Consider the following 25812-nt stretch of genomic DNA (forward strand, 5'->3'; position numbering starts at 1 on the left):
GGATGTCGGCGGTAGCGTGCCGGTCCATGCAGGTGCCCTGGAGAGCCGCGCCGCGTGCTGCCGCGTCGTCGCCGTTGACGGTGCTTGTGGCGTTCGTGGCGGCGTTGCTGTTGAGCTTCGTGGGGGCTGCGGCTGTCCTGCACGCCGACGCCGCCGGGAGTGCGGCGGTCGCCTACCAGGCCGGGCGCTTGTGCCCGCAGACCGTGCCGCCGGTCGTGGACGGGAACCGGGTCTCGGTCGCCGAGGCGAACCAGGTGTTGGCGTTGGCGCGTGAGCAGGGGGCGCGCAACGGGTTCGCCACGATGGTCGGTGCCGTGTACTCCCCCGTTCGGCAGTGGGACTTCAACGGGCCGCACCCGTGGTCGCAGTTCGGGTTCCGCGATGGGGCGATGGACAACCTGCGCGTCCTGCAGGGCGGCGCGCGGGACGGTCTGTGGGTGCCGCGCAGCATCGCCGAGGACGCCGGGATCAAGGTCGGTGATCGTGGGCTCGGTGGGACGTTGCCGCCGGTGACCGCCATCTACGCGGACCTGGCCGACCCGGTGCCCGCGTACTGGTGTTCCGAGCAGCAGCGCGTCATGCCGAACCCGCTGGCGACCGAGGGTGCCACGGCGGCGGTGATCTGGTTCCCGGACCTGGGGTCCTTCAGCGCGGCGATGGGGCCGGTCAGCGCGAACGCCGCCGCTGTCAGTGTGCGGTTCCCGGTCGATCGGTTGCCCGCGACCACGGACGAGGCCGCGGCGCTGGTGGAGCGCGGGAAGCGGACCGTGGACGGTGTGGTGGCCGGGTTGCGGGCGGACAACAAGGCCCGGTTGGTCAGTCCGGCCAACTACTTCGCCAAGCCGGTGGAGGTGGCGCGCACCGCGAGCGGCACCGTGCGGGACGCGGTGTTGCCGTTGACGATCGTGAGCCTGTTGGTCGGGTTGGCCGGTGTCGCGGCGGTGACCGCGCAGTGGGCCCAGCGCAGGCACGCCGAGCTGCGGTTGCTGTGGGCGCGGGGCGCCGGACCGCTCGCCCTGGGTGCCCGCGCGGTGTTGGAACTGGCTGCCCCGCTGCTGGCGGGAGCGGTCGCCGGGTTGGTCGGCGCGCGGTTGGTCCTGGGGTGGTACGCGCCCTCGACGAACCTGACCGACGGCACGGGCGTGCTGGCGGCGTTGGTCGCGGGTGGGGTGTTCCTCGCGGCCATCGTGGTGGTGGGGGCGGTGACCGCGGTGCGGGCGCACCGCACGTTCCAGGCGGGGACCGTGCGCGGGCTCGGTCGGGCGTGGCGGTTCGTGCCGTGGGAGGTGCTGACCGGGATCGCGGCCTACCTCGCGTGGGCGCGGTTGGACAGCAAGCCGACCAGGTTGGCCTTCGGTCAGCCGTTGCCGGAGACCGCCGACGCGGTGGGGTTGGCGTTCCCGCTGCTGGTCGTGTTGACGGTGGCGTTGGTGACGGTGCGGCTGGCGCGGTGGGGGTTGCGGGCCTCGCACCGGGTGAACCTGTGGCGGGCGCCCGCGGTGCAGCTGGCGGTGCGCAGGTTGGCGGCCGCGGCGGGTTCGGCCGTCGGGATCCTGCTGGTCGGCACGCTCGCGGTCGGGACGCTCACCGTTGGCGTCGGGGTCGCCGACGCGCAGCGGGCGGCGTTGGACACCAAGTCGGGGTTGTTCGTGGGGGCCGAGTCGACCGCGCAGATCCCCAACCGGGTCGCGCTCGCCGGGTTGAGCGGCCCGGTCACCGAGCACACCACCGTGGTCGGAGTGGTCAAGACCGGGCAGAGCGTGATCCTGGTCGTGGACCCGGCGACCTTCACCAAGGCCGCCTGGCTGGGCGACCGCGACGCCGACGCGCTGGCCGCGCAGCTCGCGTCGCTGGGCACGACCGGTTCGGCGCTGCGCGTGGGCGACACCCCGGACGCCCCGGTCACCATCCCGCGCCTGGGTGAGGTGCGGCCGGTCGCGCGAGTCGCGTCGTTCCCGCTGATCGGCACCGGGCGCGGCTACGTCGTCTCCCGCGCCGCGCTGCGCGACCCGGCGCAGGTCGACGTGTGGCAGGTGTGGTCGAACCAGCCGGTGGGCGCGCTCATCCGCGACCTCGACGCCGCGGGCGTCTACCACCTCAACTCGCGGTCCAAGGCGCTGGCGCTGGACGGGTTGCCGTTCCTGACCGTCACCTGGACCTTCGACTTCGTCACCACGCTCGGCTTCGTGCTGGCCGTGGTCGCCGCCGCCGCGCTGGTGCTGGCGGTGGAGGTGCGGCGCAGGCAGAACGCGCTGGCCGGGGCCCTGGCCACCCGGATGGGGCTGCGGCAGCGGACCCTGGTCGGCAGCCACCTCACCGAGCTGGGGTCGCTGGCCGGGGTGTCGGTCGCGGCGGGCAGCGCCGCGGGCGGGGTGTGCGCGGCGGTCTCGGCGCCGATGCTCGACCCGTCGCCGTGGCTGCGGCCGGTGGCCGGGGCGCCGGACCTGCTGCCGCTGGTGTCGACGACCACCGGGGTCGCGGCCGCGGTGGTGGCGCTGGTCTGCTGGGCGGCGGTCCGCTCGGTCACCACCGCCCGGGTGGGGGAGCTGATCCGTGGCTGAGCACCTGTTCGACCCGTTCACCGACGTCACCGTCGACGACACCCCGGCGGCGCTCTACGAGCTGCGCGGCGCCCACGTGGAGTACCGCACGCCGACCGGGGCGGTCCCCGCGGTCGAGGACGTCAGCTTCGACGTGCCCGCCAGCGGGGTCACCGTGTTGGCCGGGCCGTCCGGGTCCGGCAAGTCCACGCTGCTGCGCGTGCTGGGCCTGATCGACCGGCACACCGCGGGCTCGGTGGCGTGGCAGGGCCGCGACATCGGGCGGCTCTCGCACCGGGCGCGCCGCGCGGTGCGGCGCTCGCGGATCGCGGTGGTGTTCCAGTCACCGCCGGAGAACCTGATCGGGCACCTGACCGTGGCGGGCAACCTGCGCGCCGCGGCCCAGTCCGCGGGGCTGACCGGGGCCGACCCCGGCATCCTGGACTGGCTGGGCATCCCCGGCACCGGCGACTGGCGGATCGGGGCGCTCTCCGGCGGGCAGCAGCAGCGCCTCGCCTTCGGTTGCGCGCTGGCCCGCAAACCCGCCGTGGTGCTCGCCGACGAGCCGACCTCCCAGCTCGACGCCGCCTCGGCGGCGCTGGTGCTCGACGTGCTGACCCGACTCACCGAGGAGGGGGTCGCGGTGGTCGCCGCCTCCCACGACGACGAGCTGGTCGCCCGCGGCGACCGGGTGGTGCGGCTGCGCGAGGGCCGCGTCGAGCGGGTCGAGGGGGTGGACCGGTGAGCGCGCTGGCCGCCCGCGGCCTCACCCGCGCCTTCGACCACCCCGACGGGCGCGTCGAGGTGCTGCGCGGGGTCGACCTCGATGTCGAACCGGGCGAGGTCGTCACCGTGTCCGGGAGGTCCGGGTCGGGCAAGAGCGCCCTGTTCGCGGTGCTGTGCGGGTTCGACTCCCCCGACTCCGGCACCGTCGAGGTCTGCGGCGCGCCGCTGGCCGGGGTACCCGCGTGGCGCGACTGCGCGGTCCTGCCCCAAGCACTCGGCCTGGCCCAGGAACTGACCCTCGCCGAGAACGTCGCCTTGCCGCTGCGGTTGTCCGGACAGCGCCAGGTCACCGACCGGGTCGCCGACCTGCTCACCGAACTGGGCATCGGCACCCTCGGCGACCGCTACCCCACCGAGGTCTCCTACGGTCAGCAGCAACGCGCCGCGCTGGCGCGCGCGGTCTCCGCGCGGCCGCGGGTGCTGCTGGCCGACGAACCCACCGCGCACCTAGACCACGGCAGTGTCCCCGCCGTGCTCGCGCTGCTGCGCCGCGCCGCCCAGGACGGCACCGCGGTGCTGGTGGCCACCCACCACGACCAGGTCCACCGCGTCGCCGACCGCAGGCTGGCCCTGGCCGACGGGCGGATCGTCCCGGCGTGACCGGTGCGCCCGGTACGGTGGTCGCCTGATCGCCGACCGGGGGGAGGCGCCGTGCTGGGCTTGACCGAGCTGGCCGCGCGCGAGGGCACGTGGGTGTTCGACTACGCATCGATCCGGATCACGCCCGGGCGCGGGGCGCACCCGCTGCGCCAGCTGCTCGGTGAGGTGGTCGTGCCGCTGGCCGCGATCGAGTCGATCACCCACGAGCCCGACCGCAAGGGCGGGACGCTGCGGCTGCGGCCGCGGGCGGGCGCCGACCCGCTGACGCAGGCCGTCGGCGGCGCGCTGCCCGAGGGCGCGGACCCGTTCCGGCTGGCGGTGGAGCCGACCGCGTCGGCCTCGGCGGAGACCTTCGCTTCCGGGGTGCGCGACGCGCGGCTGGTCGCCCAGGTCCCCGACGGCCCGACCACCGAGTACCTGCTGCCCGGCCCGCCGGTGCCGTGCTCGACCTCGGCCGCCGACGGCACCGCGGGTTTCGACGGCGCGCGGCTGCGGCTCGAGTGGGGCTGGGCGGCCGAGTCGGCCAAGCGCTCCGGCGGCACCCGGGAACTGGCGCTGTCCGAACTGGCCGGTGTCGAGTGGACGGTCAAGCACGTGCGGTTCCGCACCACCGGCGCCGCCACCGGCCTGGCACCCTCGCACGACCCGAACTGCTTGGTGCTGTGGGGTTTCAAGAAGGACGTCGCCACCTCGGCGCTGCTGGCCGCGGCGGTCACCGCGCGGCTGCCGCACCCGTACGCGGCCGCCCCGGCGGCGCAACCGGACACCGACCAGGACACGGTGCTGCGCAGGCTGCGCGAGCTCGGCGAGCTGCGCCGCGACGGGGTGCTCACCGACGACGAGTTCACCGCCGCGAAGCAGGCGCTGCTACGGCGGCTGTGACGGCTGTGACCGTGGGCGATCACCTCGCCTAGACTTGGTGGCGATGATGCGACGGTACCGATGGCACGCCGCCGTCCTGCTGCTGGTGGTCCTGCTCGTGGGCGCGTTCCTGGTGGTGAGCGGCCCCGGGCCCGAACCCGCGCCCGGCCCGCCCACCGGGTTGCCCAGGGTGCTGGTGGGCATGGGCGACAGCACCGTCTCCGGCGAGGCCGCCGGCGACTATGTGGACGGTACCGACGGGACCGACGGCGACTGGTGTCACCGCTCCCGCAACGCCTCCATCCACCACACCGCGGTGCGCGGGGTCACCGAGACGATCAACCTCGCCTGCTCCGGGGCGCCCTCACCGCAGGTCGGGCTCGGCGAGGTCAAGCAGTACACCGAGGGCTCCCAGGCGCAGCGCCTGGGCAAGCTGGCCCGCGAGAAGCGGGTCGTGGCGATCCTGGTCGCCACCGGCGCCAACGACGACCCCGCCTTCTCCCACGTCCTCGACGGCTGCGTCCAAGCCTGGTTCGACCGCGGCAAACCCGGCTGCGCGGCCACCGTCGGCGACCAGTGGCGCGCCCGCGTGGACGCGATGGTGCCCAAGGCCATCCGCGCCCTGGCCGACATCCGCGCGGTCATGCGCGAGGCCGGCTACCAGAACTCCGACTACCAACTGGTGCTGCAGTCCTACGCGCCGCCGATCAGCCCCGACGTGCGCCTGGAACTGCGCAACCTCAACGGTTGCCCGTTCCGCGAGGAGGACCTGCGCTGGGTCCGCGAGTCCGCGGTGCCGATGATGACCGAGGGCGTGCGCGAGGTCGCCCGCGAGTCCGGGGCCCGGCTGCTCGACATCGCCCGCGCCGGACTGGGCCACGAGGCGTGCTCGCAGACCGACCCGGCGAAGGAGTGGTTCAGCAGGCTCTCGGTCCGCTGGGCCGACCTGAGCGACGACGACCGCGCCTCGCACGCCCTGCAGGAGTCCTTCCACCCCAACGCCGCGGGGCACGCGCAGATCGGCCGGTGCCTCGGGGAGTTCCTGGGCACCGAGTCCCGCGCCGCGGCGTGCCTGGCGGGTACCGACGGCGACCTGCACGCGGCCAACAGCATCGGCCCCTGACACCCGAACAGCCCAGGCGACCTCGAACGGCCGCACTGGAATGTGCTCACCCGGTCGGCGGATACGAAAGGGTTCACGGTGCCGCAACAATGACGCGCCCTGATCTCCGCACCCAAGAGCGGGATTTCGCCAACGACGCCCACCTGGTCCACCGAGTGAGCGGCCTGGCGATTTCCCGCCTTTGAGCTGCCCACCGGGAGGCTTTGTCATGCCCCTTTCCCCACAACTCTGCGATGATTCCTGCGGGGCGCCGCACTGGCCGCGCTCGTGCCGCTGAGCACGCTCGCCGTCGCGCCCGCGGCCCACGCGCCCCCGGGTTCGCCGCTCAGGCGCACGCGCTGGGCCGGTCCACCGAGCAGGGCCGCGTCGCCGGACCTCACCCGGCGCCTGCACCAGCGACGACGTCGCACCCTGGTCCTGGGTCTACTGGGTGCAGAACTGCTGACCATTTCCCCGCCGGGTCGAATCCCCGAGTCGCGACATTGACTCGCATTCCCCGACTCACTCGATCGGTGGATCCATCAACATTCTTCGTACGGCGACAATGACCCGGTCATCGTTTTCGCGTCTGGGGCACGGGAATAGCCGGGTGACCGCGCACGATCACGGCATCTTTCCCAACTTCCCTGCACTCTATCCGGGAGACATTCCTTGACATCACCGAAGTCCTCCACGACCCGCCGATTCTTGCGCGGCGCACTGCTGGCGGCCGTGTTGCCGCTGGCGGCGCTCGCCGTGGCTCCCACCGCCCAAGCCGCGCCCGGCTTCACCGCCGAGGCCCGCGCGCTGGGGCTCAACGCCGAGCAGGCCGCGTCGCTGCAGGCCAGGGCCGACGACTACCTCGCCAAGCTGGGCGGGCGCCAGGTGGCAGCCAACAAGATCGCGTTGTCGGGTGCCGACGTCTACCTGACGCTGCCCGGTGAGCGGACGGCGCGTACCGCGAGCGCGGCCTGCGCCTACGGGCACATGTGCGCCTACCAGTCGACCTACTACTACGGCGACGTGATCGACATGTACGTGTGCAACGACTACGGGATCCCGTGGGTCAACAACGGCTCGTGGATCAACAACCAGACGACCGGGACCAAGGCGAAGTTCAAGGACAACGCGGGCAACGTCGGGTGGATCTCGCCCGGCGCGTACACCTCGGACGGCAACGCCCCCTGGAGCTGGGTGTACTCGGTCAAGAACTGCTGACCGGGCCCCGCACGGTAGAAACACGCATGCGCGTGATCGAGCTCGACCTGGCCGACGACGTGGTCGCGAGGGCGGTCCACGTCGTCGGCAGGCGGGCCTACCGGGTGGAGGCGGACCTGATCGGGTTCGACGGCATCCCGGCCCTGTCGGAGTCCTTGGCGGACATGCGTTCCCGCCCGCTGCGCTGGCTGGGCGCGGTCGACGACGCCACACCGGTGGCGTTCCTGGCGTGGAGCGGGCCGCCGGTGGACGTCGACCGGCTCTGCGTCGACCCCGGCTGGTTCCGCCGAGGCCTGGGCACGCGCCTGCTGGGTGAGCTGCTGGAGCGCACCACCGGCGCGGTGACGGTGTCCACCGGCGCCGACAACTCCCCCGCCGTCGCCCTCTACGAGCGCGCCGGGTTCACCCGCACCGGCACCGTCGAACCCGTGCCGGGTCTGCGGGTCGCCACCTTCGCCCTACAGCGCCGGTGACCGCCCCTCGTACGGGGTGGAGAGCACGACCGTGGTCCGGGTGGACACCTTCGCCGCCTCGCGGATCTTGCGCAGCAGGTCCTCCAGCGCGGCCGGGGTGGCCACCCGCACCAGCAGCACGTAGGACTCGTCTCCGGCGACGGAGTAGCAGGACTCGATCTCGCTGATGTGCTCGAGGCGCTGCGGGTAGTCGTCGGGGGCGGCCGGGTCGATCGGGGTCAGCGAGATCAGCGCGGTCAGCGGCAACCCGATGGCCTCGGTGTCCAGCCGCGCCACGTAGCCGCGGATGACCGCCCGCTGCTCGAGCCTGCGCACCCGCTGGTGCACCGCCGACACGCTGAGCCCGACCCGCTCGGCGAGCTCGGTGAACGAGCGCCTGCCGTCGGTCGAGAGCTCCCGCACGATCGCCTTGTCGATCGGCTCCAGCTCGCCCGCACCGCTCATCCCGGCAGCACCACGAGCTCGTGCGGCTGGTTGTTGACCGACTCCACCCCGGTCTCGGTGACCACCACGATGTCCTCGATCCGCGCGCCCCACCGGCCCGGCTGGTAGATGCCCGGCTCGACGCTGAACGCCATGCCCGGCTCCAGCACCAGGTCGTTGCCCGCCACGATGTAGGGGTGCTCGTGCACGTCGAGCCCGATGCCGTGCCCGGTGCGGTGGATGAAGTACTCGCCGAACCCGGCGTCGGCGATGACCTGGCGGCCCGCGGCGTCGACCGACTCGGCGGTGACCCCGGGGCGCACGGCCGCCACCGACACCCGCTGCGCGGCCTGCAGCACCGCGTAGGTCTCGGCGACGTCGGCGTCGCGCGGCTCGCCCACCGAGTAGACCCGGGTGCTGTCGGAGTTGTAGCCCTCGGCGGTGCTGCCGCCGATGTCGACGACCACCACGTCACCGGACTCGATGACCCGGTCGGACAGGTCGTGGTGCGGGCTGGCGCCGTTGGGGCCGGACCCGACGATGACGAACTCCACCGTGGCGTGCCCCTCGGCCAGGATCGCCGCGGCGATGTCGGCGCCCACCTCGGCCTCGGTGCGCCCGGCGCGCAGCCACTCGCCCACCCGGGCGTGCACCCGGTCGATGGCGGCACCGGCGGCGCGCAGCGCCTCGATCTCGGCGGCGTCCTTGCGCATCCGCAGCTCGCGCAGCACCGGCCCGGCCAGCACCTGGGTGGCCCCGGGCTGCGCGTCGCGCAGGCCCAGCACGTGCAGGGCGGGCAGCACGTCGCCGACCGCGACGGTGCCCGCGCCGTCGAGCAGGTCGGCCACCAGGCGGTACGGGTCCTCGCCGTCGACCCACGTGGCCAGCCGCACGCCCAGGGCGTCGACGGGGACACCGGCGTAGCCGGGGGCCTCCAGCTTGGGCACCACGAGCACCGCCTCGGTGGACCCGGCGGGGACCACGAGCGCGGTGAGTCGCTCGAACGAGGACCCGGTTCCCCCGATCAGGTAACGCAGGTCCGAGCCGGGCGCGATCACCAGGGCGTCGGCGCCGTGCGCGGCGGCGGCGGCGCGGGCCCGGTCCAGGCGGGCGCGCAGCAGGTCGGGGTCCACGGAGGCGGCGATGGTCGACATGCCCGAAAGCCTAGTCCCGCCCGCGATCGCGCGGCCCCGGACCGCCGCCGCTAATCGCCCGCGGCGGCGGTGGCCGCCTCGGCGGGGCGCCGGTCCATCCCCCGCCACACCGGGAACACGAACGGGCCCAGCGTGATCACCAGGTACAGCACCCCCGAGACCGCCAGCGTCGTGGCCAGACCCACCCCCTGCACGGCCAGGCCGGCGAACAGCGCCCCCAGCGGCATCCCGGCGAACGAGCCCGCGTTGAGCAGCCCCACCACCATCGGCCGCACCCCCTCGGGCACCCGTTCGTACTGCAGCACCCCCAGGATCGGGTTGAGCGCTCCGGAGGCGAACCCGCACACCGCGATCACGGCGAGGATCGCGGGCAGGCCCGGTTCGACGAACAGCACGACGTAGCGGGGCGCGCCCGAGACCAGGAAAGCCAGCGCGAACGCCCGGGCCCGCGACAGCCGCGGCCCCACCAGCGTGTAGGCCAGGGTGCCCAGCAGCGCGCCACCGCCGAGGGTGCCCAGCACCAGGCCCAACGCGACACTGCTGTGCAGCACGTCGCGGGCGTAGACCGGCGCCAGCACGGACACGAACGCGGTGTCGATCATGTTGGTGGCGAACAGCAGCGCCAGGACCACCCGGAACAGCCGGTCACCGCGCAAGTAGTCCAGGCCCATCCGCATCCGCGCCAGGTAGCCGATCCCGCGCGCGGCCCCCGGACCGGCGGGCACGGCGACCCCGACCAGCAACGCCGAGGCCAGGAAGGTGCCCGCGTCGACCAGCAGCACCTGCTGGGCGCCCCAGATCGCGATCAACACCCCCGCCAGCGGCGCGCCCAGCATCTTGGCCCCGCGCGAGACCCCGTCGTACGCGCCCGCCGCGCGCTCGGCGCTGACCCCCGCGCGGCTGATCAGACCCGGCATCAGCGAGCTGCGCGCGAGCACACCGGGGGCACTCACCAACCCGAGCACCCCGGTCAGCGCCAGGAGCAGCCCGAACGGCAGCCCGGTGGTGGCGAACAACAGCGGGACCGCGGCGACGGCGGCGGCACCGAGGAGGTCGGAGAGCACGCTGGCGGCCCGCCTGCCGAGCCGGTCGACGACCGGGCCGCCGAGCACGGCCGCCACCACCGTGCCCGCCACCTCGACCCCCGCGACCAGCCCGGTCCGCGCGGGACTGCCGGTCGTCTGCAGCACGAACCACGGGACGGCCAACAACGTCATGGTGGTCCCGCAGATCGAGAGCGCGTTCGCGGCCAGCAGCGCCACCAGCGGGACACGGCTCACGGCCGGTCGATCCGCATCGGGAACGACTGCAGCTGCACCGAGACCGTCTGGTCGCCCTCGACGGCGGCCCGGCGGTACCGCGACAGCAGCTCCTCGTACTCCCGGTGCAGGTCCCGCGCCTCGGTCTCAGAGAGCGACAGCGTGCAGTCCGACAGGTGCGAGACGTGCCGCCACGGCTCCGGCCAGGTGTGCCGGGACCGGATGAACTCCCGCGCCTGCTCGTGGTGGGCGTCGACCACGATCCGCAGGTAGGCGCCGAGCGCGTCCTGCGCCTCCGGCTCGTCCGGCATCGACCTCGGGCTGACCTGGGTGAAGTCCTGCGCGGCGCGCCACCAGCGCTCGCGCCGGTTGCCGCGCTCGGTGTCGGGCTCGATGAACCCGGCGTCGGCGAGCCGGCGCAGGTGCCAGCTGGTGGTCCCGGAGCTCTCCCCCACCCGCGCGGCCAACCCGGAGGCGGTACCCGGCCCGTGCGTGCGCAGCAGCCCCAGCAGCCGCACCCGCAACGGGTGCGCGAGGACCTTGAGCCCCTCGACGTCGACGCGGACGTAGCTGGGCTCCTCGATGCTCATGATCGCCAGCCTAGCAACCGCAAAGAGTTCTCTGCAAACAATCCTCTGCGGTTGTGGTGTGGCAGTCTTCCCCCCGTGAGCGGACCACTCGTGCTGTTGGACTCGGCCAGCCTCTACTTCCGGTCGTTCTTCGCGCTGCCCCAGTCGATGACCTCCCCCGAGGGCATCCCGGTCAACGCCGTGCGCGGCTTCGCCGGGATGATCGCCCAGATCCTCACCGACCGCGCCCCGTCGCGGCTGGTGGCCTGCCTGGACGCCGACTGGCGCCCGGCGTTCCGGGTCGCGGCCATCCCCAGCTACAAGGCCCAGCGGGTGGCCGACCCGGCGGCCAACGCCGAGGAGGTCCCGGACACCCTGACCCCGCAGGTGCCGATCATCATCGACCTGCTCGACGCGCTGGGCATCGCCACCGCCCAGTCCGCCGGGTACGAGGCCGACGACGTCATCGGCACCCTGGCCCACCAGGAGACCGGGGCCGGGGTCGAGATCGTCACCGGCGACCGCGACCTGTTCCAGTGCGTGCGCGAGCAGCCGACCCCCGTCCGGGTGGTCTACGTCGGCCGCGGCTGGGCCAAGGCCGAGGTGATCGGCCCGCGCGAGCTCGCCGAGCGCTACGGGCTGCCCGAGGACGGCCTCGCCTACGCCGACATGTCCGTGCTGCGCGGCGACCCCTCCGACGGGCTGCCCGGCATCACCGGCATCGGCGAGAAGACCGCCGCGAAGCTGATCACCAAGTTCGGCTCGCTGGCCGCGCTGGTCGAGGCCGCCGCGGCCGGGTCCAAGGACGTGCCGCTGCGGGTCCGGGAGGCGTTCGTACACGACGCCGACTACCTGGCCAAGGCGCCACTGGTGGTGCGGGTCGCCCTGGACACGCCGATCGAGGCCACCGGGGAACCCGAGGTGCCGCACACGATCGCCGACCTCGACCGCGTGCGGGCCCTGCAGGAGCGGTGGAACCTCGGGTCCGCCGTGGACCGACTGGTGGCCGCCCTCGACCCGCGGTGACCGCGACGATTTACCATGCGATCGCATCGCGAACCGAGGGGGACCCGTGCCCAAGCAGGTCGACCACGCCCAACGCAGGCGCACCATCGCCGAGGCGCTGTGGCGGATCGTCGTCGAGCGGGGCATCGAGGCGGTCAGCCTGCGACACGTCGCCGAGGAGGCGGGCGTGTCCATGGGCATGGTCCAGCACTACTTCACCGGCAAGGACGAACTGCTGCTGTTCGCCCTGCGCGCGATGACCGAACGGGTCGGGTCCCGAATCGGCACCGCCCTGCGCGACGCCGACCCGGCTGATTCGCGCGCCCAGGTCCGGGCGATGTTCGTCGAGACCCTCCCCCTCGACGACGAACGCAGGCTGGAAGCCCTGGTGGGCTGCGTCTTCCTGATCCGCGCGACCGTCGACCCCGCCACCGCGGAGCACCTGCGGACGGGGTGGTTCGCGGGCGAGGCCTACTTCACCGGCATGCTCGATGCCGCGGGACTGCCCGACGCGGCCCTGCGGTGCACCCTGATGCTCTCGGTGGTGCAGGGCCTCACCCTGCACGCCCTCGCCGGGCACCTGAGCCCCGAGCGGACCCTGCACGCCCTCGACGCCGAACTGGACCGGGTGTTCGGCCCGAAAGGCCGGTAGAGGCCGCTAGAAGAACGTGCCGCACCACGCGGCCTCGGGGACCGCGAACACCGCGTCCGCGCGCTGTGCCGCACCCTCGGCCAACTCCCGCACCCGGCCGATCCCGGCCAACGCCGAAGGCTGCGACGCCCCCATGTACAGCATCGACAACACCTCCACGTCCACCGACAACTCCGCCGCCGCGGCCGTCCGCTCGACGCCGTCGGCACCCACCCGGTAGCGGCCCGAGTTCGCCGGGATCCCCTCGTCGACCACCTCCACGACCACCGACCCCGCCCCGTAGTCCCGCCCCGCCAAGGCCGCCGGGACGTCCACGATCCGCGTCCACAGGTCCGGCACCACCCGGTGGTCGCGCACCGCGCGCGAGTCCTCCAGCATCGCCTCCACCGGCTCGTCCGCCGGCCGCGTCCACACCGTCAGCTCCTCGACCAGGTCGACGCCCAGCAGGAACCGCCACAGCGCCGAGGCCACCTCCGGGGTCGGCGCGACGAAGTCCTCCACCGACAGCGCGGCCCCCTTGCCCGGCTGGTCGGCCGCTTTCGGCCGGTAAGCGACGAACCCGTCCGGGCCGTCGGCGCCGAAGTGGGCGGCCACCAGCAGGAACTCCCCCATCGCGAACGGACGGTCGTACACGCTGCACCACCACTGCGGCGGCCGAGCCATCGTGCCCGCCCGCGACTGCCCCACCCGCGCGTAGAGCCGCGGCAGCAACTCCCGGGCCGCCGCGGGCTCCAAGAACCGAACCTCACCACCCGCGGGAACCTCCGGCCGCACCCGCGCGCCCCGCGGCAGCAGCACCCGCTTCACAGCCAGGTTCGCCACGCCGTAACCGAACCGCCCGTAGATCACCGGCTCGGTGGCCCGCAACCCCGCGAACACCTCCCCGCGCGCGGCCACATCGGCCAACTGCGCCCGCATCAGCTCGCGCAGCACCCCGCGGCGCCGGAAGTCCGCGCGCACACCGACCCGGGTCACCGCCGCCATCGGCAGCACCCGCCCACCGGGCACCACCAGGCTGGAGGTGTAGGCCAGCGCGGTACCCACCATCCGGTCACCGGCGAACGCGCCCAGGGTCCGCCCCGGCTCGAACGAGTGCCGGGCGTGCTCCCACTGCTCGTCGGGCACCGTGGGCGCGTGCAGCGCCACGCGGAACAGATCGATCGCGGTGCGCAGGTCGGGCTCGGTCAGGGTGCGGATCTCCACGTCGCTCACCCGGCGATCCTGCCCAACAACGCCTCGGGCGCGCGAGCCCAATTCCGGCCCGCGCGCCCGAGGTGAAAACCCGGCGACTACTTGTCGCTCGGCGGCGCGACCTCGTACTCACCGTTGGACTCGTTGCGGACGGTGATGTTCACCGTCTTCTCCTCGCCACCGATGACGACCTTGCACTGGAACTGGGCGTCCTTCTTGACCTGCTGGTCCGCCGGGCACTTCACCGACTCGACGTTGTCGATGCTGTACTTGTCGGTCAGGATGCCCTTCACCCCGTCCTGCACGGCCGAGGTGTCGAAGACCTTCTTGTTGAACCACCCCGGGGTCACGAAGCCCAGCACCGCCACCGCGCCCGCGATGAGCACCACGACCACCACCAGCACCCACACCCACGTGCTGCCGCCCCGCTTCTCCTGCGGCGGCACCCCCGGGTAACCACCCTGCGGCGGGTACCCGCCGTACTGCGGCTGGTTCGGGTCCGGCTGCCCGTACTGCGGCTGCTGCCCGTACCCCGGGTACTGCTGCGTCGGCTGCGGCTGCTGCGGCGGGTACCCGTACTGCGGCTGCTGGTGCTGCTGATCCGGCTGCCCGTACTGCGGCTGCGGCGGTTGCTGCCCGTAACCACCGGGCTGACCGCCGTAGCCCCCACCCTGCGCGGGAAACCCCCCCGAAGGGGTCCCCGCGGGCGGACCGCCGTAGGGCTGCCCGCCCCACTGCTGCTGCGGGTCTTGCCCGCCGGACGGCCCGTAGGGGCTGCTCATCACTCGCCTCCGCAAGATCGAGGTCGCGCGGCCTGGAACACCACTGCGCGCGATCAAACCACAACGGGGCGCTCGCGCCCCACCCAGCCCGTGTGGTGTCGACCAACCGGCCGACACCACCGGCTCACGCCGTCGCCAGCGCCACCACCCCGCGCCGGATCCCGCGCACCGCCTCACCCGCCGCCCGACCCACCGGGTGCTCCCGGCCCACCACGTCGCGGATCTGGTCCAGCAGGTCGATCACCTGCCTGCACCACCGCACGAAGTCCCCCGCCGAGAGCTCCTGACCCGCCGAGTCCGCCGCGGTGATCACCTCCTCCAACGACTCACCCCGCACCCACCGGTACACCGTCCAGGCGAACCCCGCGTCCGGCTGCCGCGTCCGGTCCAGCCGGTGGTGGCGCTCGTCGGCCTCCAGCTCGACCCACAGCCGCGCCGTCACCGCCAACGCGTCGGCGACCGCCCCACCGGGCACCCGCGCCTCCACCGCGCCGTCCCGCCGCGCCTCGTACACCAGCGACGACACCACCGCCGCCAACTCCGCCGGACCCAACCCGTCCCACACACCGTTGCGCAGGCACTCCGCGGCCAACAGGTCCGACTCGCTGTAGAGCCGCGCCAACCGCTTCCCGTGCTCGGTCACCACCTGGTCGCCCGCGTGCTCACCGGTACCCGGCGCCAGGTAACCCCGATCGGCCAACAACGCCCGGATCCGGTCGAACGCCCGCGCCAGCGAGTGCGTCGTCGCCGCCACCTTGCGCTCCAACTGCTCGGTCTCGGCCAACAACCGGTTGTACCGCTCAGCCCACCGGGCGTGCGCCTCCCGGTCCTGGCAGCCGTGGCACGGGTGCGCCCGCATCGCCCGCCGCACCGTCGCCAACTCCGAGTCGTCCTCGGCACCCGAACGCCTGCGCGAGCGCGCCGGGAGCTCGATCCCGCTGGCCCGCAACGTCGCCGCCAGGTCCCGCCGCGACTTCGGCGACCGGATGTCCACCTGCCGCGGCAACCGCACCCGACCCAGCGCCGTCACCGGCGCCGGGAAATCCGACACCGACAGCCGACCCGCCCACCGGTCCTCGGTCACCACCAGCGGCCGCGGGTCACCCATCGAGTCCAGCCCCGGGTCGATCACGATCGCCAACCCCGACCGCCGCCCCGCGGGCACCGCGATCACATCCCCCTTGCGCAACCGCTCCAGCGACTGCGCCGCCTCCGCCCGCCGCGCCGCGCCGTTCTGCCGCGTCAGCGCCCGCTCCCGCTCGGTCAGCTGCCTGCGCAGGTCCGCGTACTCCGCGAAGTCACCCAGGTGGCACACCATCGACTCCGCGTACCCGGCCAACGCCTCCCGGTTGCGCTCCAACCGCCGCGACACCCCGACCACCGACCGGTCCGCCTGGAACTGCGCGAACGACTGCTCCAGGATGTCCCGCGCCGCCCGCGCGCCCAACCGGTCGACCAGGTTGACCGCCATGTTGTAGCCCGGCCGGAACGACGACTTCAACGGGTAGGTCCGCGTCGAGGCCAGCCCGGCGACCCCCTTCGGGTCCACCCCCGGCTGCCACACCACCACCGCGTGACCCTCGACATCGATCCCACGCCGCCCGGCCCGCCCCGTCAGCTGCGTGTACTCCCCCGGCGTCAGCTCGACGTGCGCCTCGCCGTTGTACTTCACCAGCTTCTCCAGCACGACCGTGCGCGCGGGCATGTTGATCCCCAGCGCCAGCGTCTCGGTCGCGAACACCGCCTTCACCAGACCCCGGACGAACAACTCCTCCACGGTCTCCTTGAACGCCGGCAGCAGACCCGCGTGGTGCCCGGCGAACCCGCGCTCCAACGCGTCCTTCCACTCCCAGAACCCCAGCACCGTCAGATCGGCGTCCGGCAGGTCCCTGGTCTTCGAGTCGACGATCCGCCGCACCTCGGCGACCTCGTCCTCGGAGTTGAGCCGCAACCCCGACCGCACGCACTGGGTCACCGCGGCCTCGCACCCCGCCCGGCTGAACACGAACACGATCGCGGGCAGCAGACCCGCCCCGTCGAGCCGCTCCACCACCTCGACCCGCGACACCGGCTTGAACCGCGGCCCCCGCGCCCCCGCCGCCCGACCGCCCTTGGCCCGCGGGTTGTGCCAGGGCGCGTGCACCCGCCCGACCTCCTCGACCCGGCGCACCAGCAGCGGGTTGATCGTCAGCTCGCCCTCGGTCGACTCGCCGCCGAACAGGTCCAGCATCCGCCCGCCGACCAGCATGTGCTGCCACAGCGGCACCGGCCGGTGCTCGTCCACCACCACCGTGGTGTCACCGCGCACCTCGACCAGCCACTCACCGAACTCCTCGGCGTTGCTCACCGTGGCCGACAGGCTCACCAGGTTCACCCACTCGGGCAGGTGCAGGATCACCTCCTCCCACACCGCGCCGCGGAACCGGTCGGCCAGGTAGTGCACCTCGTCCATCACCACGTAGGCCAACCCGTCCAGCGCCGAGGACTCGGCGTAGAGCATGTTGCGCAGCACCTCGGTGGTCATCACCACGATCGGCGCCGACCCGTTCACCGCGGTGTCACCGGTCAGCAGACCGACCGACTCCGCCCCGTAGCGAGCGGTGAAGTCGGCGAACTTCTGGTTCGACAACGCCTTGATCGGGGTGGTGTAGAAGCACTTGCGACCCTCGGCGAGGGCCAAGTGGACGGCGAACTCGCCGACCACCGTCTTGCCCGCGCCAGTCGGCGCGCACACCAGGACACCGTGCCCCTGCTCCAGCGCGACGCACGCGTCGTACTGGAACGGGTCGAGGTCGAAGGACAGCTCGGCGGTGAAATCCGCCAGCTTGGGGAAACTCGAGCGACTGCGGGAAGCGGCGTACGCCTCGGCCGGAGTGCGGGATGAACCAGCGGACACACCCCAAGACTTCCACATCGCACCGACAAGCGTCGCCCGGACTTTCCGGCGCTCAGCCCACGACCGCCAACGCGCCCGGCACGCACTCGACCCCGACCGGCAACGGCCCGAGCCGCTCACCGTCGGCGTAGGCCACCCACCCGTTGCCTGGACCCAGCGACACCCGGCGCGCCCGCAGCGTCCGCACGAACGGGTGCGCCACGTGGTTGCCGGTGCGCAGCCTCGGCAAGATCCGCAGCAAGTCCACCCGACCCGCCTCCCCCACGACGGTCACGTCGAACAACCCGTCGGCCGGGTCAGCCCCCGGGCACACCGGGATACCGCCGCCGTAGTAACCCGTGTTGCCGATCGCCACCATGGTCGCCGCCAGCTCGAGGCACTCGCCCTCGGTCTCCACCACCAGCGGCCGCGGCCGCAACGCCGCCAGCTCGGCCACGATCGCCAGGTCGTAGCGCCGCCTGCCGTGCGGCCAGCGCATCCGGTTGACCCGCTCGTTGACCGCCGAGTCGAACCCCGCGCACAGCACACTGGCGAACCACGGACCACCGTCGAGCCTGCCCAGGTCGATCCGCCTGCTGGTGCCCGCCCGGATCGCCGCCGCCACCGACTCCGCGGCCGCCACCGGCTCCATCGGCGACCCCAGCGCGCGAGCGAAGTCGTTACCCGTACCAGCCGGGATGACCGCCAGGGCGACACCGTGGTCCGCGCAGAACTGGACACCCTGGTGCGCCGAACCATCACCGCCGAGCACCACCAGCAGGTCCAGACCCGCGTCCCGCGCCCGGACCATCAACGCCCGCGACTCGGCGACCGTGCCCGCCTCAACCATGGTCAACTGCCCGACCACCGGCCGCAGCCGATCGGCCACCGCACCCGCCACCCGACCCGCCGCACCGTGCCCCGACCCCGGGTGCACCGCCAACGCCGCCCGAATGCCCACCTGAACCCCGCTCGGCCAGGACCGGCCCGGCCGAGCGGGACAGGTCACGTCACGTCGTCGAAGCCGCCCTTGCCCTTGGCCTGCTCGACCGGCAGCGCGACGTCCTCGATCGGCTCCGGACGATAGTCGGCCATCGGCGTCGCCTCGTCATCGGACAGCCCCGCCGCCGGGTCCTCGGCCGCCTCGCGCCTGGCCTTGGCCCGGTCGTGGATCCGCGACACCTGGACCGCGAACTCGAACAGCACCACCATCGCCACGCCCAGCGCCACCATCGAGATCGGGTCGGTGCCCGGTGTGGCGAACGCGGCGAAGACGAACAGGCCGAAGATGATCCCGCGACGCCAGCGCCGCAGGTTGTCGTACGGCAGGATGCCAATCCGGTTCAGCATGATCACCAGCAGCGGCATCTCGAAGCTCACGCCGAAGATCAGCAGCATCACCAGCACGAACGAGATGTAGTCGCTGGCGTTGAGCGCGGTGATGAACACCCCGCCGCCGAAGGAGACCAGCACCTCCAGGCCCTGCGGGATCACGTAGAACGCCAGCACCCCACCCGCGGCGAACAGCACCGAGGCGAACCCGACGAAGATCGTCGCGAACTTGCGCTCCTTGGCGTAGAGCCCCGGGGTGATGAACGACCAGATCTGGTAGAGCCAGAACGGCGCCGAGACCACCATCCCGGCCGCGATCCCGACCTTGAACTGCACCATGAAGCCCTCGAACGGCTTCGTCTGCAGCAGCTGGCAGGTCCCGTTCGGCTCGAAGCGCAGGTTCGTCGGCAGCTTGCAGTACGGCTGCAGGATGATGTCGCCCAACGGCGGGATCGGCCCCAACCTGGTGAAGAACCAGATGAAGCCGAACACACCGCCGAGCAAGATGAACAAGACCGCCCAACCGAGCCGGTTGCGCAGCTCGTACAGGTGGTCCTTGAGGGACATGGTGCCGTCGGGATTGTGCCTGCGACTGCGCATCTTGCGCTTGTCGCGACGGCCTTCAGCCCGGCGGAGCGGTTCGCGCGCCACCGTGGGGACCTCGATCCGCTCAGCTGGCGTTCTTGTGCGCCTGCTGGCCCTGCTGGTTCAGCTTGCGCTGCAGCTCATCGATCTCCGCGCGCATCTGCTCAGGGGTCTGCTCCACCTTCGCGGCGGGCAACTGCTGCGCGGGCGTCGCCGACGGCGCCGGGGACGCGGCAGGGGCGCCCTTCGTCTCGTCAGCGGCATCATCGCCGCGCATCCCCTTGGTCTCGGCCTTCAGGATGCGCATCGACTGCCCGAGGGAACGCGCCATCGTCGGCATCTTGCGCGCCCCGAAGAGCAACACGACCACCACCGCGATGATCAAAATTTCCCAAGGTCCCAGGTTCACGACCGTCCTCCAGTCTCGCCTCGCCCTGCCGATGGTACGCGACGCGATCGTTTCCGATCAGCCACCGCGACCCGCAGGGCGGCGGATCGCGCGCGCAACAACCCTGATTCGTCACCGAACGTCGCCTTGGCTGCCGCGAGGACGGAACGGGCCCTCGCCACCCCGCGCGACACGCGGACCAGGGCGAACACCAACAGCGCGATCCCGATCAGGAGCAGCACCGCACTCGGCAGGTAAGGCACGGCGTGACTCTACCGCCACCCCGGTAACCGGCCGAACACACCAGAGCGTGTGCGGCGAAGAGTTCAGGTGACCGCGAGGTGACGATCCAGCCTCGCGACCGCCGCCGCGGCCTGCTCGCGCAACGCCACCGCCAGCTCCACGGGCTCCTCCACCCGCACATCCCCACCCAGACCCAGCAGCAGCCGCACCACCCACGAGGTGTCCGAGTACCGCATCCGGACCCGCAACCGGCCGCCGTCCAACTCCTCGACGTCCTCGACCGGGTAGTACTCCGACACCCACCGCGCGTCCGGCTCCAACACCAACCGCGCCGACCGCTGGCCCGGCTCCGCCTGGAACAACCCAGCCGAAGTGTCCGTCGGCTCCGCGTACGGCGGCGGCGCGGCGGGCTCGTCGAGCACTTCGACCTCGTCCACCCGGTCCAACCGGAACAACCGCACCGCCTCGGCGCGGCGGCACCACGCCTCCAGGTACCCGCGACCGTCCACGATCAGCACCCGCATCGGGTCGACCGTGCGCGCGCTCACCTCGTCCTTGGACGCGGTGTAGTACGTGATCCGCAACGCCCGCCCGGCACGCAACGCCGCCTGCACGACCTCGCGAACCTCGGCCGTGCGCCCGGCCTCCCGCACACCCAGCCCCACCGCGACACCGGCGGGCTGCGCCTGGCCCGCGGCGGCCTCGATCTTGGCCACCGCGCGCCGGATGGCGTCGGCGTTGCCCACCCCCGGCGTGTCCACCAGCGCCCGCAGCGCCACCAGCAACGCCGTCGCCTCCGCACCGGTGAGCCGCAACGGCCTGCGCATGCCCGCGTCGAAGGTGACCGTGACGGTCTCCTCGTCGAACGAGATGTCGATCAGGTCACCCGGGCCGTACCCGGGCAGGCCGCACATCCACAGCAGCTCAAGGTCCTTGCGCAGCTGCTTGGCGGACACCCCGAAGTCGGCGGCCGCCTCGTCGATCAGGATGCCCGGCCGCGCGATCAGGTACGGGACCAGCGCCAACAGCCTGGGCAGCCGCTCCTGCGCCGCGGTCACGACGTCCCCTCCGCCACCGCGATCAGCCGCTCGCGCACCGACTTCGCCAGCACATCGGGCTCCAGCACCAGCACATCGGCCCCGTAGCCCGCGATCCAGCCCGCAGCCGTGTCCGGGTAGTGCAGGTCCAACTCGATCAACTCGCCCGGCACCCCGTCGACCTCCCGCTCCCCCACGACCCTCGCTCGCCTGCGCAGCCCGGCACCCCGGCCCGTAGCCACCCACAACAGCGCGGGCGCGGACTGCGGCGGTTCGCTGTTGGTGTTCGCCACGAACGCCATCAGGTTGACGTCATCCGGTCTGCGCACCACACCGGGCCTGCCGACCTTGCGCACCTCACCGACGACCCGCGAGAGCCGGAAGCACCGCGGCGCGTTCCGGTCGCGGTCGTGACCCACCACGTACCAGCGGCCCCGCCAGGACACCACACCCCACGGCTCGAGCACGCGCTCGCGCAGCTCGGCGGGCGACGGGCGGCGGTAGCCGAAGGAGACGGCCTGACCGGCCTGGACGGCGGCCAGCAACGGGGCGAAGGCCGGTTCGGACGTGCGCACCTTGGACTCGACCACGGTCGGCGCGCCCTGGTCGACGTCGACACCGGCGGCGCGCAGCTTGAGCAGCGCGCCGTGCGCGGCCCCGGTGAGCTCCGGGGAGTCCCACAGCCGCACGGCGAGGGCCACCGCGGCGGCCTCGTCCGGTTCGAGGTCGATCTCGCCCAGCTCGTAGTCACGGCGGGCGATCCGGTAGCCGTCGACCGTGTCGAACACGGAGTTGCGGCCCACCTCCAGCGGGATGCCGAGCTCACGCAGCTCGGTCTTGTCCCGCTCGAAGGTCCGGAAGAAGGCGTCGTCGGAAGGGGCGTCGGCGTACCCGGGCACGATGCCCCGGATCCGCTCAGCGCTGAGGTACTGGCGAGTCGAGAGCAGGCACAGCACCAGGTTCACAAGACGTTCGGCGCGTGCGACGGACACCCGCGCACCCTAACGCGCCTGCTCCCCGCACTGTCAGCCGACACCCTCGAACACCCGTGCGAGTTCGCCTCCATCCCCCGCGCTCCGATCCTGTCGCACCGATCGAGCCTGCCGCCGACGCCCCACTCCCACCACCTCGGCCGCCTCGACACCCCTTCGCGAGCACGACCCGCCTTTCTCGACGCTTCAACAGGGCTCCCCCTGTCCTGGCTGTTTTGAACTGTTGTCCCTCATCCCCGGTCGTCTGAGCATGCTGGACAACCTTCCATTATCTTGATAGTAAATAGTGTATAATTAAGACAATGAATCTGAGACCAGGGGACGGGCGTTGGTGGCGGGCCGGATGGCCGCCTGTCCTGGGCCATCGGGGTGAGGCGGGCCTGCGGCCGAACGCTTAATGATCTTGATTGCGGGCCGCCAGGAAACACGCCGTTCCGGGCAGGCAGCGGTCCCGTCCGGCCTAGCCCACCGCGGTCGCCGGGCGTCGTGCGGCCGCCGGGGCCCACTCAGGGGTGCACGTGAACCGCATTCGGGGGATGTGGCCGGTCGACCGGTCCAGTAGGCCATTTGGGGCGTCCCGACGGCCGTGCTTACGTCGGCGGCGCGGACCTGGTTCGGTCTGCCACCAACAAGAAGGAGCACGCATGGGACAGGCCAGGGTCGACGTCGAGCTGACCGCGCGGACGGATCAGTCCGGATCGGCCGAAGTGGACGCCGCGGTGACCGAGTCGGTCACCCCGGGCGTGTGGTTCGCCGCGCCGCAGGAGGAGGGCGGTGGCGCGCGCGAGCCGAGCCAGGTGTGGGAGCTCAGCGGCAGGCCCTACGAGGGGAAGGTCGCGACCGGTACCGCGCACGTCTACCTCGGCGAGGGCAACAGCGCTCTCACCCGCCCGTTCTTGTTCGCAGACGGCTTCAACTACGGGCCGAGTGACCTGCCGGGGGTGTTCAACCACTTCAACGTGCCCTACGGCGCGAACGATGACCGGTTCCTCGACCAGCTGCTGGCCGCCGGGATCGACGTGGTGCTGCTCGGCTTCACCGAGCGGCACACCTACATCCAGGCCAACGCCGAGGTCGCGATCTCGGCGATCCAGCACGCGATCGCCGAGCGGCAGGGCGACCACCCGCTCACCGTCGGCGGCGTGAGCATGGGCGGCGTCGTCACCCGGTTCGCGCTGGCCAAGCTCGAGCACGAGGGCGTCGACCACGAGACGGCCACCTACGTCTCCTACGACTCGCCGCACAACGGCGCCTGGATCCCGTTGATCCTGCAGCAGCTGGCCTACTTCTTCGAGAACCTGCCCGGGCAGCCCGCCGACGAGCCCGGCCAGGCGGACCTGATCCGCAGCGAGGCCGCGCAGCAGCTGCTGTGGGCGTGGGTGCCCGACGCCAAGTACTCCGGCCCGGTGGCGACCTCGAGCGACCTGCGCGGCACGTTCCTCGACGACCTGGCCGCGCTCGGCCAGTGGCCCGCCCGACCGCGCAAGCTCGGCGTCGCCAACGGCACCGGCGACAGCACCGGCCGCGACCTGCCGCCCGGCGAGGTCGCTTTCGACTGGAAGGCGGGCGTGCTGGCCAGCGCGACGGCCCGGTTCCAGCCCGACCGCGGCACCCGGCAGCCGATCGGCGGGATGAACCTGGGCTTCGAGATCCGCCGCCCGGAGACCAGTGACGTGCCCGCGCTCGACGGCGCGCCCGGCGGGGTGCTGGAATCCTTCGGCCTGGTCGCCGACAAGCTGGGCATCGAGATCCCGGCGGAGTACCGGGGTGGCTGCTTCGTGCCGACGATCAGCGCCACCGCCCAGCCGTACTCCCCCACCGACTGGGAGCTCGACCCGTACGCGCCGCTCGACCCGGAGGGGTCGGCACTGGACGAGTACACGACCGACAGCCAGAACACCGCCCACGGCGTCATCTCCGAGCCGCTGGCCAGGTGGCTGCTGGACCGGCTGATCTGATGCCGCGCGGCTCCCGGGGCGCCTGACTCGGCCTGGTCCAGGTGACCGCGGTCCGCGTCGAGTCGCCTCGGGACCGTGCTGCCCGGACTCTGCGGCCTGACCCCGTGGTGTTGCCACCACGGGGTCAGACACTTGGTGGTGCCACCACTCAGTGGTGTCGCGCCGCTGGGGTGGAGGACAACGCGGCGTCAGGACTCAGTGGTGTCTGGCGACCACGGCGTCAGGACTTGGTGGTGTCTGGGCTCAGTGGTGTCAGGAGTCAGTGGTGTCAGGAGACCCTGGCGTCAGGGCTCGGCCCTGTCAGCGGATACCGGGGACACAGGGCCAAGCCGCCGCGAGCCCGATCATGCGCGGGCGGGCGCGGGTCGGGTCGCGACGAGCAGCCAGTCTCGCAGCGCGGCGGTCGCCTCGGCCGGGCCGAGACTGCCGACCAGCGCACGGATCTCCGGGGCGACCAGGGTCCGGACGATGCCGACCAACGCGATCGCGTGCAGCCGCATGTCGGGCGTTGCCGGGACCCCCGCCTCGGCCGCCAAGTGCGCGGTGACCGTGTCCTCGTACTCGGCCCACCGGCGCAGCAGACCGGACCGCAACGCCTCGGACTCCTCGCGGCCGCGGTCGAACCCCTCCACCCACTGACCCGCCGCGGGCGAGTCGCGGGCGAGCAGGTCGAGCAGCATCCGGGCCACCGCCTCGGCGTGCGTGGTCTCAGCTGGACGCGCCCGCAGCGCCGAGAGGAGAGCATCGATCAAACCGGTGTCGGTGAGCACCAGGTCCTCTTTGGACCTGAAGTAGACGAACAACGTCTTCACCGACACATTGGCCGCATCGGCGATCTCGGCGACGGTGACGTTGTCGAAGCCCCGCTCGCCGAACAGCCGCTCGGCCGCCGCCACGATCGACGCCCGCGTCAGCGCCTTCTTCCGCGCCCGCAACGGCAACGCCGCGAGCTCTTCATCGCCCATACCTCGATCCTACCTGGAAAACTCCACTCACTCACCTTTTTCCATGACTGAAGCGCACGTCTACTAGAAATAGGTGAGTCACTTACTTCGTAAAGTGGGACGACGGTCCGTCCAGGAAGACTCCGGGATCAGCCGACTGGTACGACCGGTGCGCTCCGAACATCCGGCGTGCCGCGGTTTGCCCTAGAGCCCTGACCCCGCCCAGCTCAGCCAGGGGCGGCTGTGAACTCTGCTCTGGTGAGTCGCCAGCGGACGTCCACACCGTTCTCAGCCGACGTCAGCGGCTCTTGCGGGGGCGAGACCCGGGCCACCTCGCGGAATCCCAGCCGTCGTGGGATGGCGGCACTGCGGGTGTTCGCCGTGTCGTGGACGATCTCGACCCGGTCGATCTCCGGGAGGCTGAAGGCCGCCTCCACCAGCGCCGCTGCGGCGGCCGTGGCCGCTCCCCCGCCGACGGCGTTCGGGTGCAGCCAGTAGCCGAGTTCCAAGCCGCCGGGGCCGATGCGGGACATCAGGCCACACCCGCCCACCGGCCTACCGTCCACCGTGATCGCGTACGAGTACTCCGCCTCGGACTCCCACGCCCGCCCCATGTCGAGGATGCGCTCGCGGGCGATGTCGAGTGTGTACTCCCCCAGCGCCCACGCCATCCAGGGCTTGAGGTGCTCGAGCGACTCCACCACGAGGCGGTACTGCTCGGCCAAGTCGTCTGGGGTCCACCGGCGCAGCACCACCGGGGGGCAGGTGAGAACGGGCGAGGGGCGGATCATGCCGGAAATGCTCCCGGCAGAGTCCGCCCCTCGGCAAACCAGTTCGCGTACG

25 protein-coding genes are annotated in these 25812 nt (G+C 72.5%); 10 read left to right on the forward strand and 15 right to left on the reverse strand.

Annotated elements, in window-relative coordinates; genetic code table 11:
* Positions 1 to 26: 26 nt before the first annotated feature.
* The 7 genes from QSK30_RS04420 (at position 27) to QSK30_RS04450 (ending at position 7580) form a co-directional block, all read left to right on the forward strand.
* A complete protein-coding gene (locus QSK30_RS04420; RefSeq protein ID WP_285499761.1) occupies positions 27 to 2561 on the forward strand; it encodes an ABC transporter permease in 2535 nt (844 codons plus the stop codon).
* A complete protein-coding gene (locus tag QSK30_RS04425) occupies positions 2554 to 3285 on the forward strand; it encodes an ABC transporter ATP-binding protein (protein ID WP_285499763.1) in 732 nt (243 codons plus the stop codon). Before QSK30_RS04420 ends, QSK30_RS04425 begins: the two co-directional genes overlap by 8 nt.
* Entirely contained in the window at positions 3282 to 3926 is a 645-nt protein-coding gene (locus tag QSK30_RS04430; RefSeq protein WP_285499765.1) for an ABC transporter ATP-binding protein, read from the forward strand. The genes QSK30_RS04425 and QSK30_RS04430 overlap by 4 nt, the downstream gene beginning before the upstream one ends.
* A gap of 51 nt (positions 3927 to 3977) precedes the next feature.
* Positions 3978 to 4808: a DUF4429 domain-containing protein gene (locus QSK30_RS04435; RefSeq protein WP_285499766.1), complete on the forward strand. Its 831-nt coding sequence runs from the start codon at positions 3978 to 3980 to the stop codon at positions 4806 to 4808.
* A 46-nt stretch (positions 4809 to 4854) separates the two neighbouring features.
* The gene (locus QSK30_RS04440; RefSeq protein WP_285499909.1) at positions 4855 to 5910 is read left to right on the forward strand and encodes a GDSL-type esterase/lipase family protein; all 1056 of its coding nucleotides are present in this window, start codon (positions 4855 to 4857) and stop codon (positions 5908 to 5910) included.
* Between the two features lie 651 nt (positions 5911 to 6561).
* Positions 6562 to 7107 (forward strand): hypothetical protein, encoded by a 546-nt coding sequence (locus QSK30_RS04445; RefSeq protein WP_285499767.1) that lies wholly within the window; start codon positions 6562 to 6564, stop codon positions 7105 to 7107.
* A gap of 26 nt (positions 7108 to 7133) precedes the next feature.
* Positions 7134 to 7580 carry a GNAT family N-acetyltransferase gene (locus tag QSK30_RS04450; protein ID WP_285499768.1) on the forward strand — a complete coding sequence of 149 codons (447 nt, stop codon included), beginning with the start codon at positions 7134 to 7136 and terminating at the stop codon, positions 7578 to 7580.
* On the opposite strand, the gene QSK30_RS04455 is transcribed toward QSK30_RS04450, so the two are convergent.
* Genes QSK30_RS04455 through QSK30_RS04470 form a run of 4 tightly spaced genes read right to left on the reverse strand, consistent with a single transcriptional unit; the run spans position 7566 to position 11006 of the window.
* A complete protein-coding gene (locus QSK30_RS04455) occupies positions 7566 to 8024 on the reverse strand; it encodes an Lrp/AsnC family transcriptional regulator (RefSeq protein ID WP_285499769.1) in 459 nt (152 codons plus the stop codon). The two genes, QSK30_RS04450 and QSK30_RS04455, sit on opposite strands and share 15 nt — an antisense overlap.
* Positions 8021 to 9157 (reverse strand): M24 family metallopeptidase, encoded by a 1137-nt coding sequence (locus QSK30_RS04460; RefSeq protein ID WP_285499770.1) that lies wholly within the window; start codon positions 9155 to 9157, stop codon positions 8021 to 8023. The genes QSK30_RS04455 and QSK30_RS04460 overlap by 4 nt, the downstream gene beginning before the upstream one ends.
* Before the next feature lie 50 nt (positions 9158 to 9207).
* The gene (locus QSK30_RS04465) at positions 9208 to 10437 is read right to left on the reverse strand and encodes an MFS transporter (protein ID WP_285499772.1); all 1230 of its coding nucleotides are present in this window, start codon (positions 10435 to 10437) and stop codon (positions 9208 to 9210) included.
* The gene (locus QSK30_RS04470) at positions 10434 to 11006 is read right to left on the reverse strand and encodes a winged helix-turn-helix domain-containing protein (protein ID WP_285499773.1); all 573 of its coding nucleotides are present in this window, start codon (positions 11004 to 11006) and stop codon (positions 10434 to 10436) included. Before QSK30_RS04470 ends, QSK30_RS04465 begins: the two co-directional genes overlap by 4 nt.
* Before the next feature lie 75 nt (positions 11007 to 11081).
* Here QSK30_RS04470 and QSK30_RS04475 point away from each other — a divergent pair, with 75 nt between their 5' ends.
* Together QSK30_RS04475 and QSK30_RS04480 are read left to right on the forward strand one after the other, a co-directional pair.
* A complete protein-coding gene (locus QSK30_RS04475) occupies positions 11082 to 12011 on the forward strand; it encodes a 5'-3' exonuclease (protein WP_285499775.1) in 930 nt (309 codons plus the stop codon).
* A gap of 46 nt (positions 12012 to 12057) precedes the next feature.
* Entirely contained in the window at positions 12058 to 12642 is a 585-nt protein-coding gene (locus QSK30_RS04480) for a TetR/AcrR family transcriptional regulator (RefSeq protein ID WP_285499777.1), read from the forward strand.
* 6 nt (positions 12643 to 12648) lie between these two features.
* On the opposite strand, the gene QSK30_RS04485 is transcribed toward QSK30_RS04480, so the two are convergent.
* From QSK30_RS04485 to QSK30_RS04525, 9 genes are all read right to left on the reverse strand, one after another.
* A complete protein-coding gene (locus tag QSK30_RS04485) occupies positions 12649 to 13854 on the reverse strand; it encodes a GNAT family N-acetyltransferase (protein ID WP_285499779.1) in 1206 nt (401 codons plus the stop codon).
* A 77-nt stretch (positions 13855 to 13931) separates the two neighbouring features.
* On the reverse strand, positions 13932 to 14615 hold the full coding sequence (locus QSK30_RS04490) for a DUF4333 domain-containing protein (protein WP_285499781.1): 684 nt from the start codon (positions 14613 to 14615) through the stop codon (positions 13932 to 13934).
* A 124-nt stretch (positions 14616 to 14739) separates the two neighbouring features.
* A complete protein-coding gene (locus tag QSK30_RS04495; RefSeq protein ID WP_285499782.1) occupies positions 14740 to 17511 on the reverse strand; it encodes a DEAD/DEAH box helicase in 2772 nt (923 codons plus the stop codon).
* Positions 17512 to 17563: 52 nt separating this feature from the next.
* A complete protein-coding gene (locus QSK30_RS04500) occupies positions 17564 to 18451 on the reverse strand; it encodes a diacylglycerol/lipid kinase family protein (RefSeq protein WP_285499783.1) in 888 nt (295 codons plus the stop codon).
* A 44-nt stretch (positions 18452 to 18495) separates the two neighbouring features.
* The gene (gene tatC, locus QSK30_RS04505) at positions 18496 to 19473 is read right to left on the reverse strand and encodes a twin-arginine translocase subunit TatC (RefSeq protein WP_502871787.1); all 978 of its coding nucleotides are present in this window, start codon (positions 19471 to 19473) and stop codon (positions 18496 to 18498) included.
* A 19-nt stretch (positions 19474 to 19492) separates the two neighbouring features.
* Positions 19493 to 19816 (reverse strand): Sec-independent protein translocase subunit TatA, encoded by a 324-nt coding sequence (gene tatA / locus QSK30_RS04510; RefSeq protein WP_285499784.1) that lies wholly within the window; start codon positions 19814 to 19816, stop codon positions 19493 to 19495.
* The gene (locus tag QSK30_RS04515) at positions 19813 to 20058 is read right to left on the reverse strand and encodes a bacteriophage holin (protein WP_285499785.1); all 246 of its coding nucleotides are present in this window, start codon (positions 20056 to 20058) and stop codon (positions 19813 to 19815) included. The genes tatA and QSK30_RS04515 overlap by 4 nt, the downstream gene beginning before the upstream one ends.
* Positions 20059 to 20121: 63 nt before the next feature.
* On the reverse strand, positions 20122 to 21096 hold the full coding sequence (locus QSK30_RS04520) for a helix-turn-helix transcriptional regulator (protein ID WP_285499787.1): 975 nt from the start codon (positions 21094 to 21096) through the stop codon (positions 20122 to 20124).
* Positions 21093 to 22067, reverse strand: coding sequence for a helix-turn-helix transcriptional regulator (locus tag QSK30_RS04525; RefSeq protein ID WP_285499790.1), 975 nt, complete (start codon positions 22065 to 22067; stop codon positions 21093 to 21095). Before QSK30_RS04525 ends, QSK30_RS04520 begins: the two co-directional genes overlap by 4 nt.
* 644 nt (positions 22068 to 22711) lie before the next feature.
* On the opposite strand from QSK30_RS04525, the gene QSK30_RS04530 reads away from it, so the two are divergent.
* Positions 22712 to 24025, forward strand: coding sequence for a hypothetical protein (locus tag QSK30_RS04530; RefSeq protein ID WP_285499792.1), 1314 nt, complete (start codon positions 22712 to 22714; stop codon positions 24023 to 24025).
* A 344-nt stretch (positions 24026 to 24369) separates the two neighbouring features.
* On the opposite strand, the gene QSK30_RS04535 is transcribed toward QSK30_RS04530, so the two are convergent.
* Together QSK30_RS04535 and QSK30_RS04540 are read right to left on the reverse strand one after the other, a co-directional pair.
* The gene (locus QSK30_RS04535; protein ID WP_285499794.1) at positions 24370 to 24990 is read right to left on the reverse strand and encodes a TetR/AcrR family transcriptional regulator; all 621 of its coding nucleotides are present in this window, start codon (positions 24988 to 24990) and stop codon (positions 24370 to 24372) included.
* Between the two features lie 206 nt (positions 24991 to 25196).
* On the reverse strand, positions 25197 to 25760 hold the full coding sequence (locus tag QSK30_RS04540; RefSeq protein ID WP_285499796.1) for a GNAT family N-acetyltransferase: 564 nt from the start codon (positions 25758 to 25760) through the stop codon (positions 25197 to 25199).
* Positions 25761 to 25812: the final 52 nt, after the last annotated feature.

It is taken from the genome of Actinokineospora sp. NBRC 105648 (genome assembly GCF_030269645.1).
Taxonomy (GTDB): domain Bacteria; phylum Actinomycetota; class Actinomycetes; order Mycobacteriales; family Pseudonocardiaceae; genus Actinokineospora.

Bases quoted from the DNA above. Each gene is read 5' to 3' on its own strand.
- QSK30_RS04420 (WP_285499761.1), top strand. From the start codon at position 27: ATGCAGGTGCCCTGGAGAGCCGCGCCGCGTGCTGCCGCGTCGTCGCCG.
- QSK30_RS04440 (WP_285499909.1), top strand. From the start codon at position 4,855: ATGCGACGGTACCGATGGCACGCCGCCGTCCTGCTGCTGGTGGTCCTG.
- QSK30_RS04450 (WP_285499768.1), top strand. From the start codon at position 7,134: ATGCGCGTGATCGAGCTCGACCTGGCCGACGACGTGGTCGCGAGGGCG.
- QSK30_RS04455 (WP_285499769.1), bottom strand. From the start codon at position 8,024: ATGAGCGGTGCGGGCGAGCTGGAGCCGATCGACAAGGCGATCGTGCGG.
- QSK30_RS04460 (WP_285499770.1), bottom strand. From the start codon at position 9,157: ATGTCGACCATCGCCGCCTCCGTGGACCCCGACCTGCTGCGCGCCCGC.
- QSK30_RS04470 (WP_285499773.1), bottom strand. From the start codon at position 11,006: ATGAGCATCGAGGAGCCCAGCTACGTCCGCGTCGACGTCGAGGGGCTC.
- QSK30_RS04490 (WP_285499781.1), bottom strand. From the start codon at position 14,615: ATGAGCAGCCCCTACGGGCCGTCCGGCGGGCAAGACCCGCAGCAGCAG.
- QSK30_RS04530 (WP_285499792.1), top strand. From the start codon at position 22,712: ATGGGACAGGCCAGGGTCGACGTCGAGCTGACCGCGCGGACGGATCAG.
- QSK30_RS04535 (WP_285499794.1), bottom strand. From the start codon at position 24,990: ATGGGCGATGAAGAGCTCGCGGCGTTGCCGTTGCGGGCGCGGAAGAAG.
- QSK30_RS04540 (WP_285499796.1), bottom strand. From the start codon at position 25,760: ATGATCCGCCCCTCGCCCGTTCTCACCTGCCCCCCGGTGGTGCTGCGC.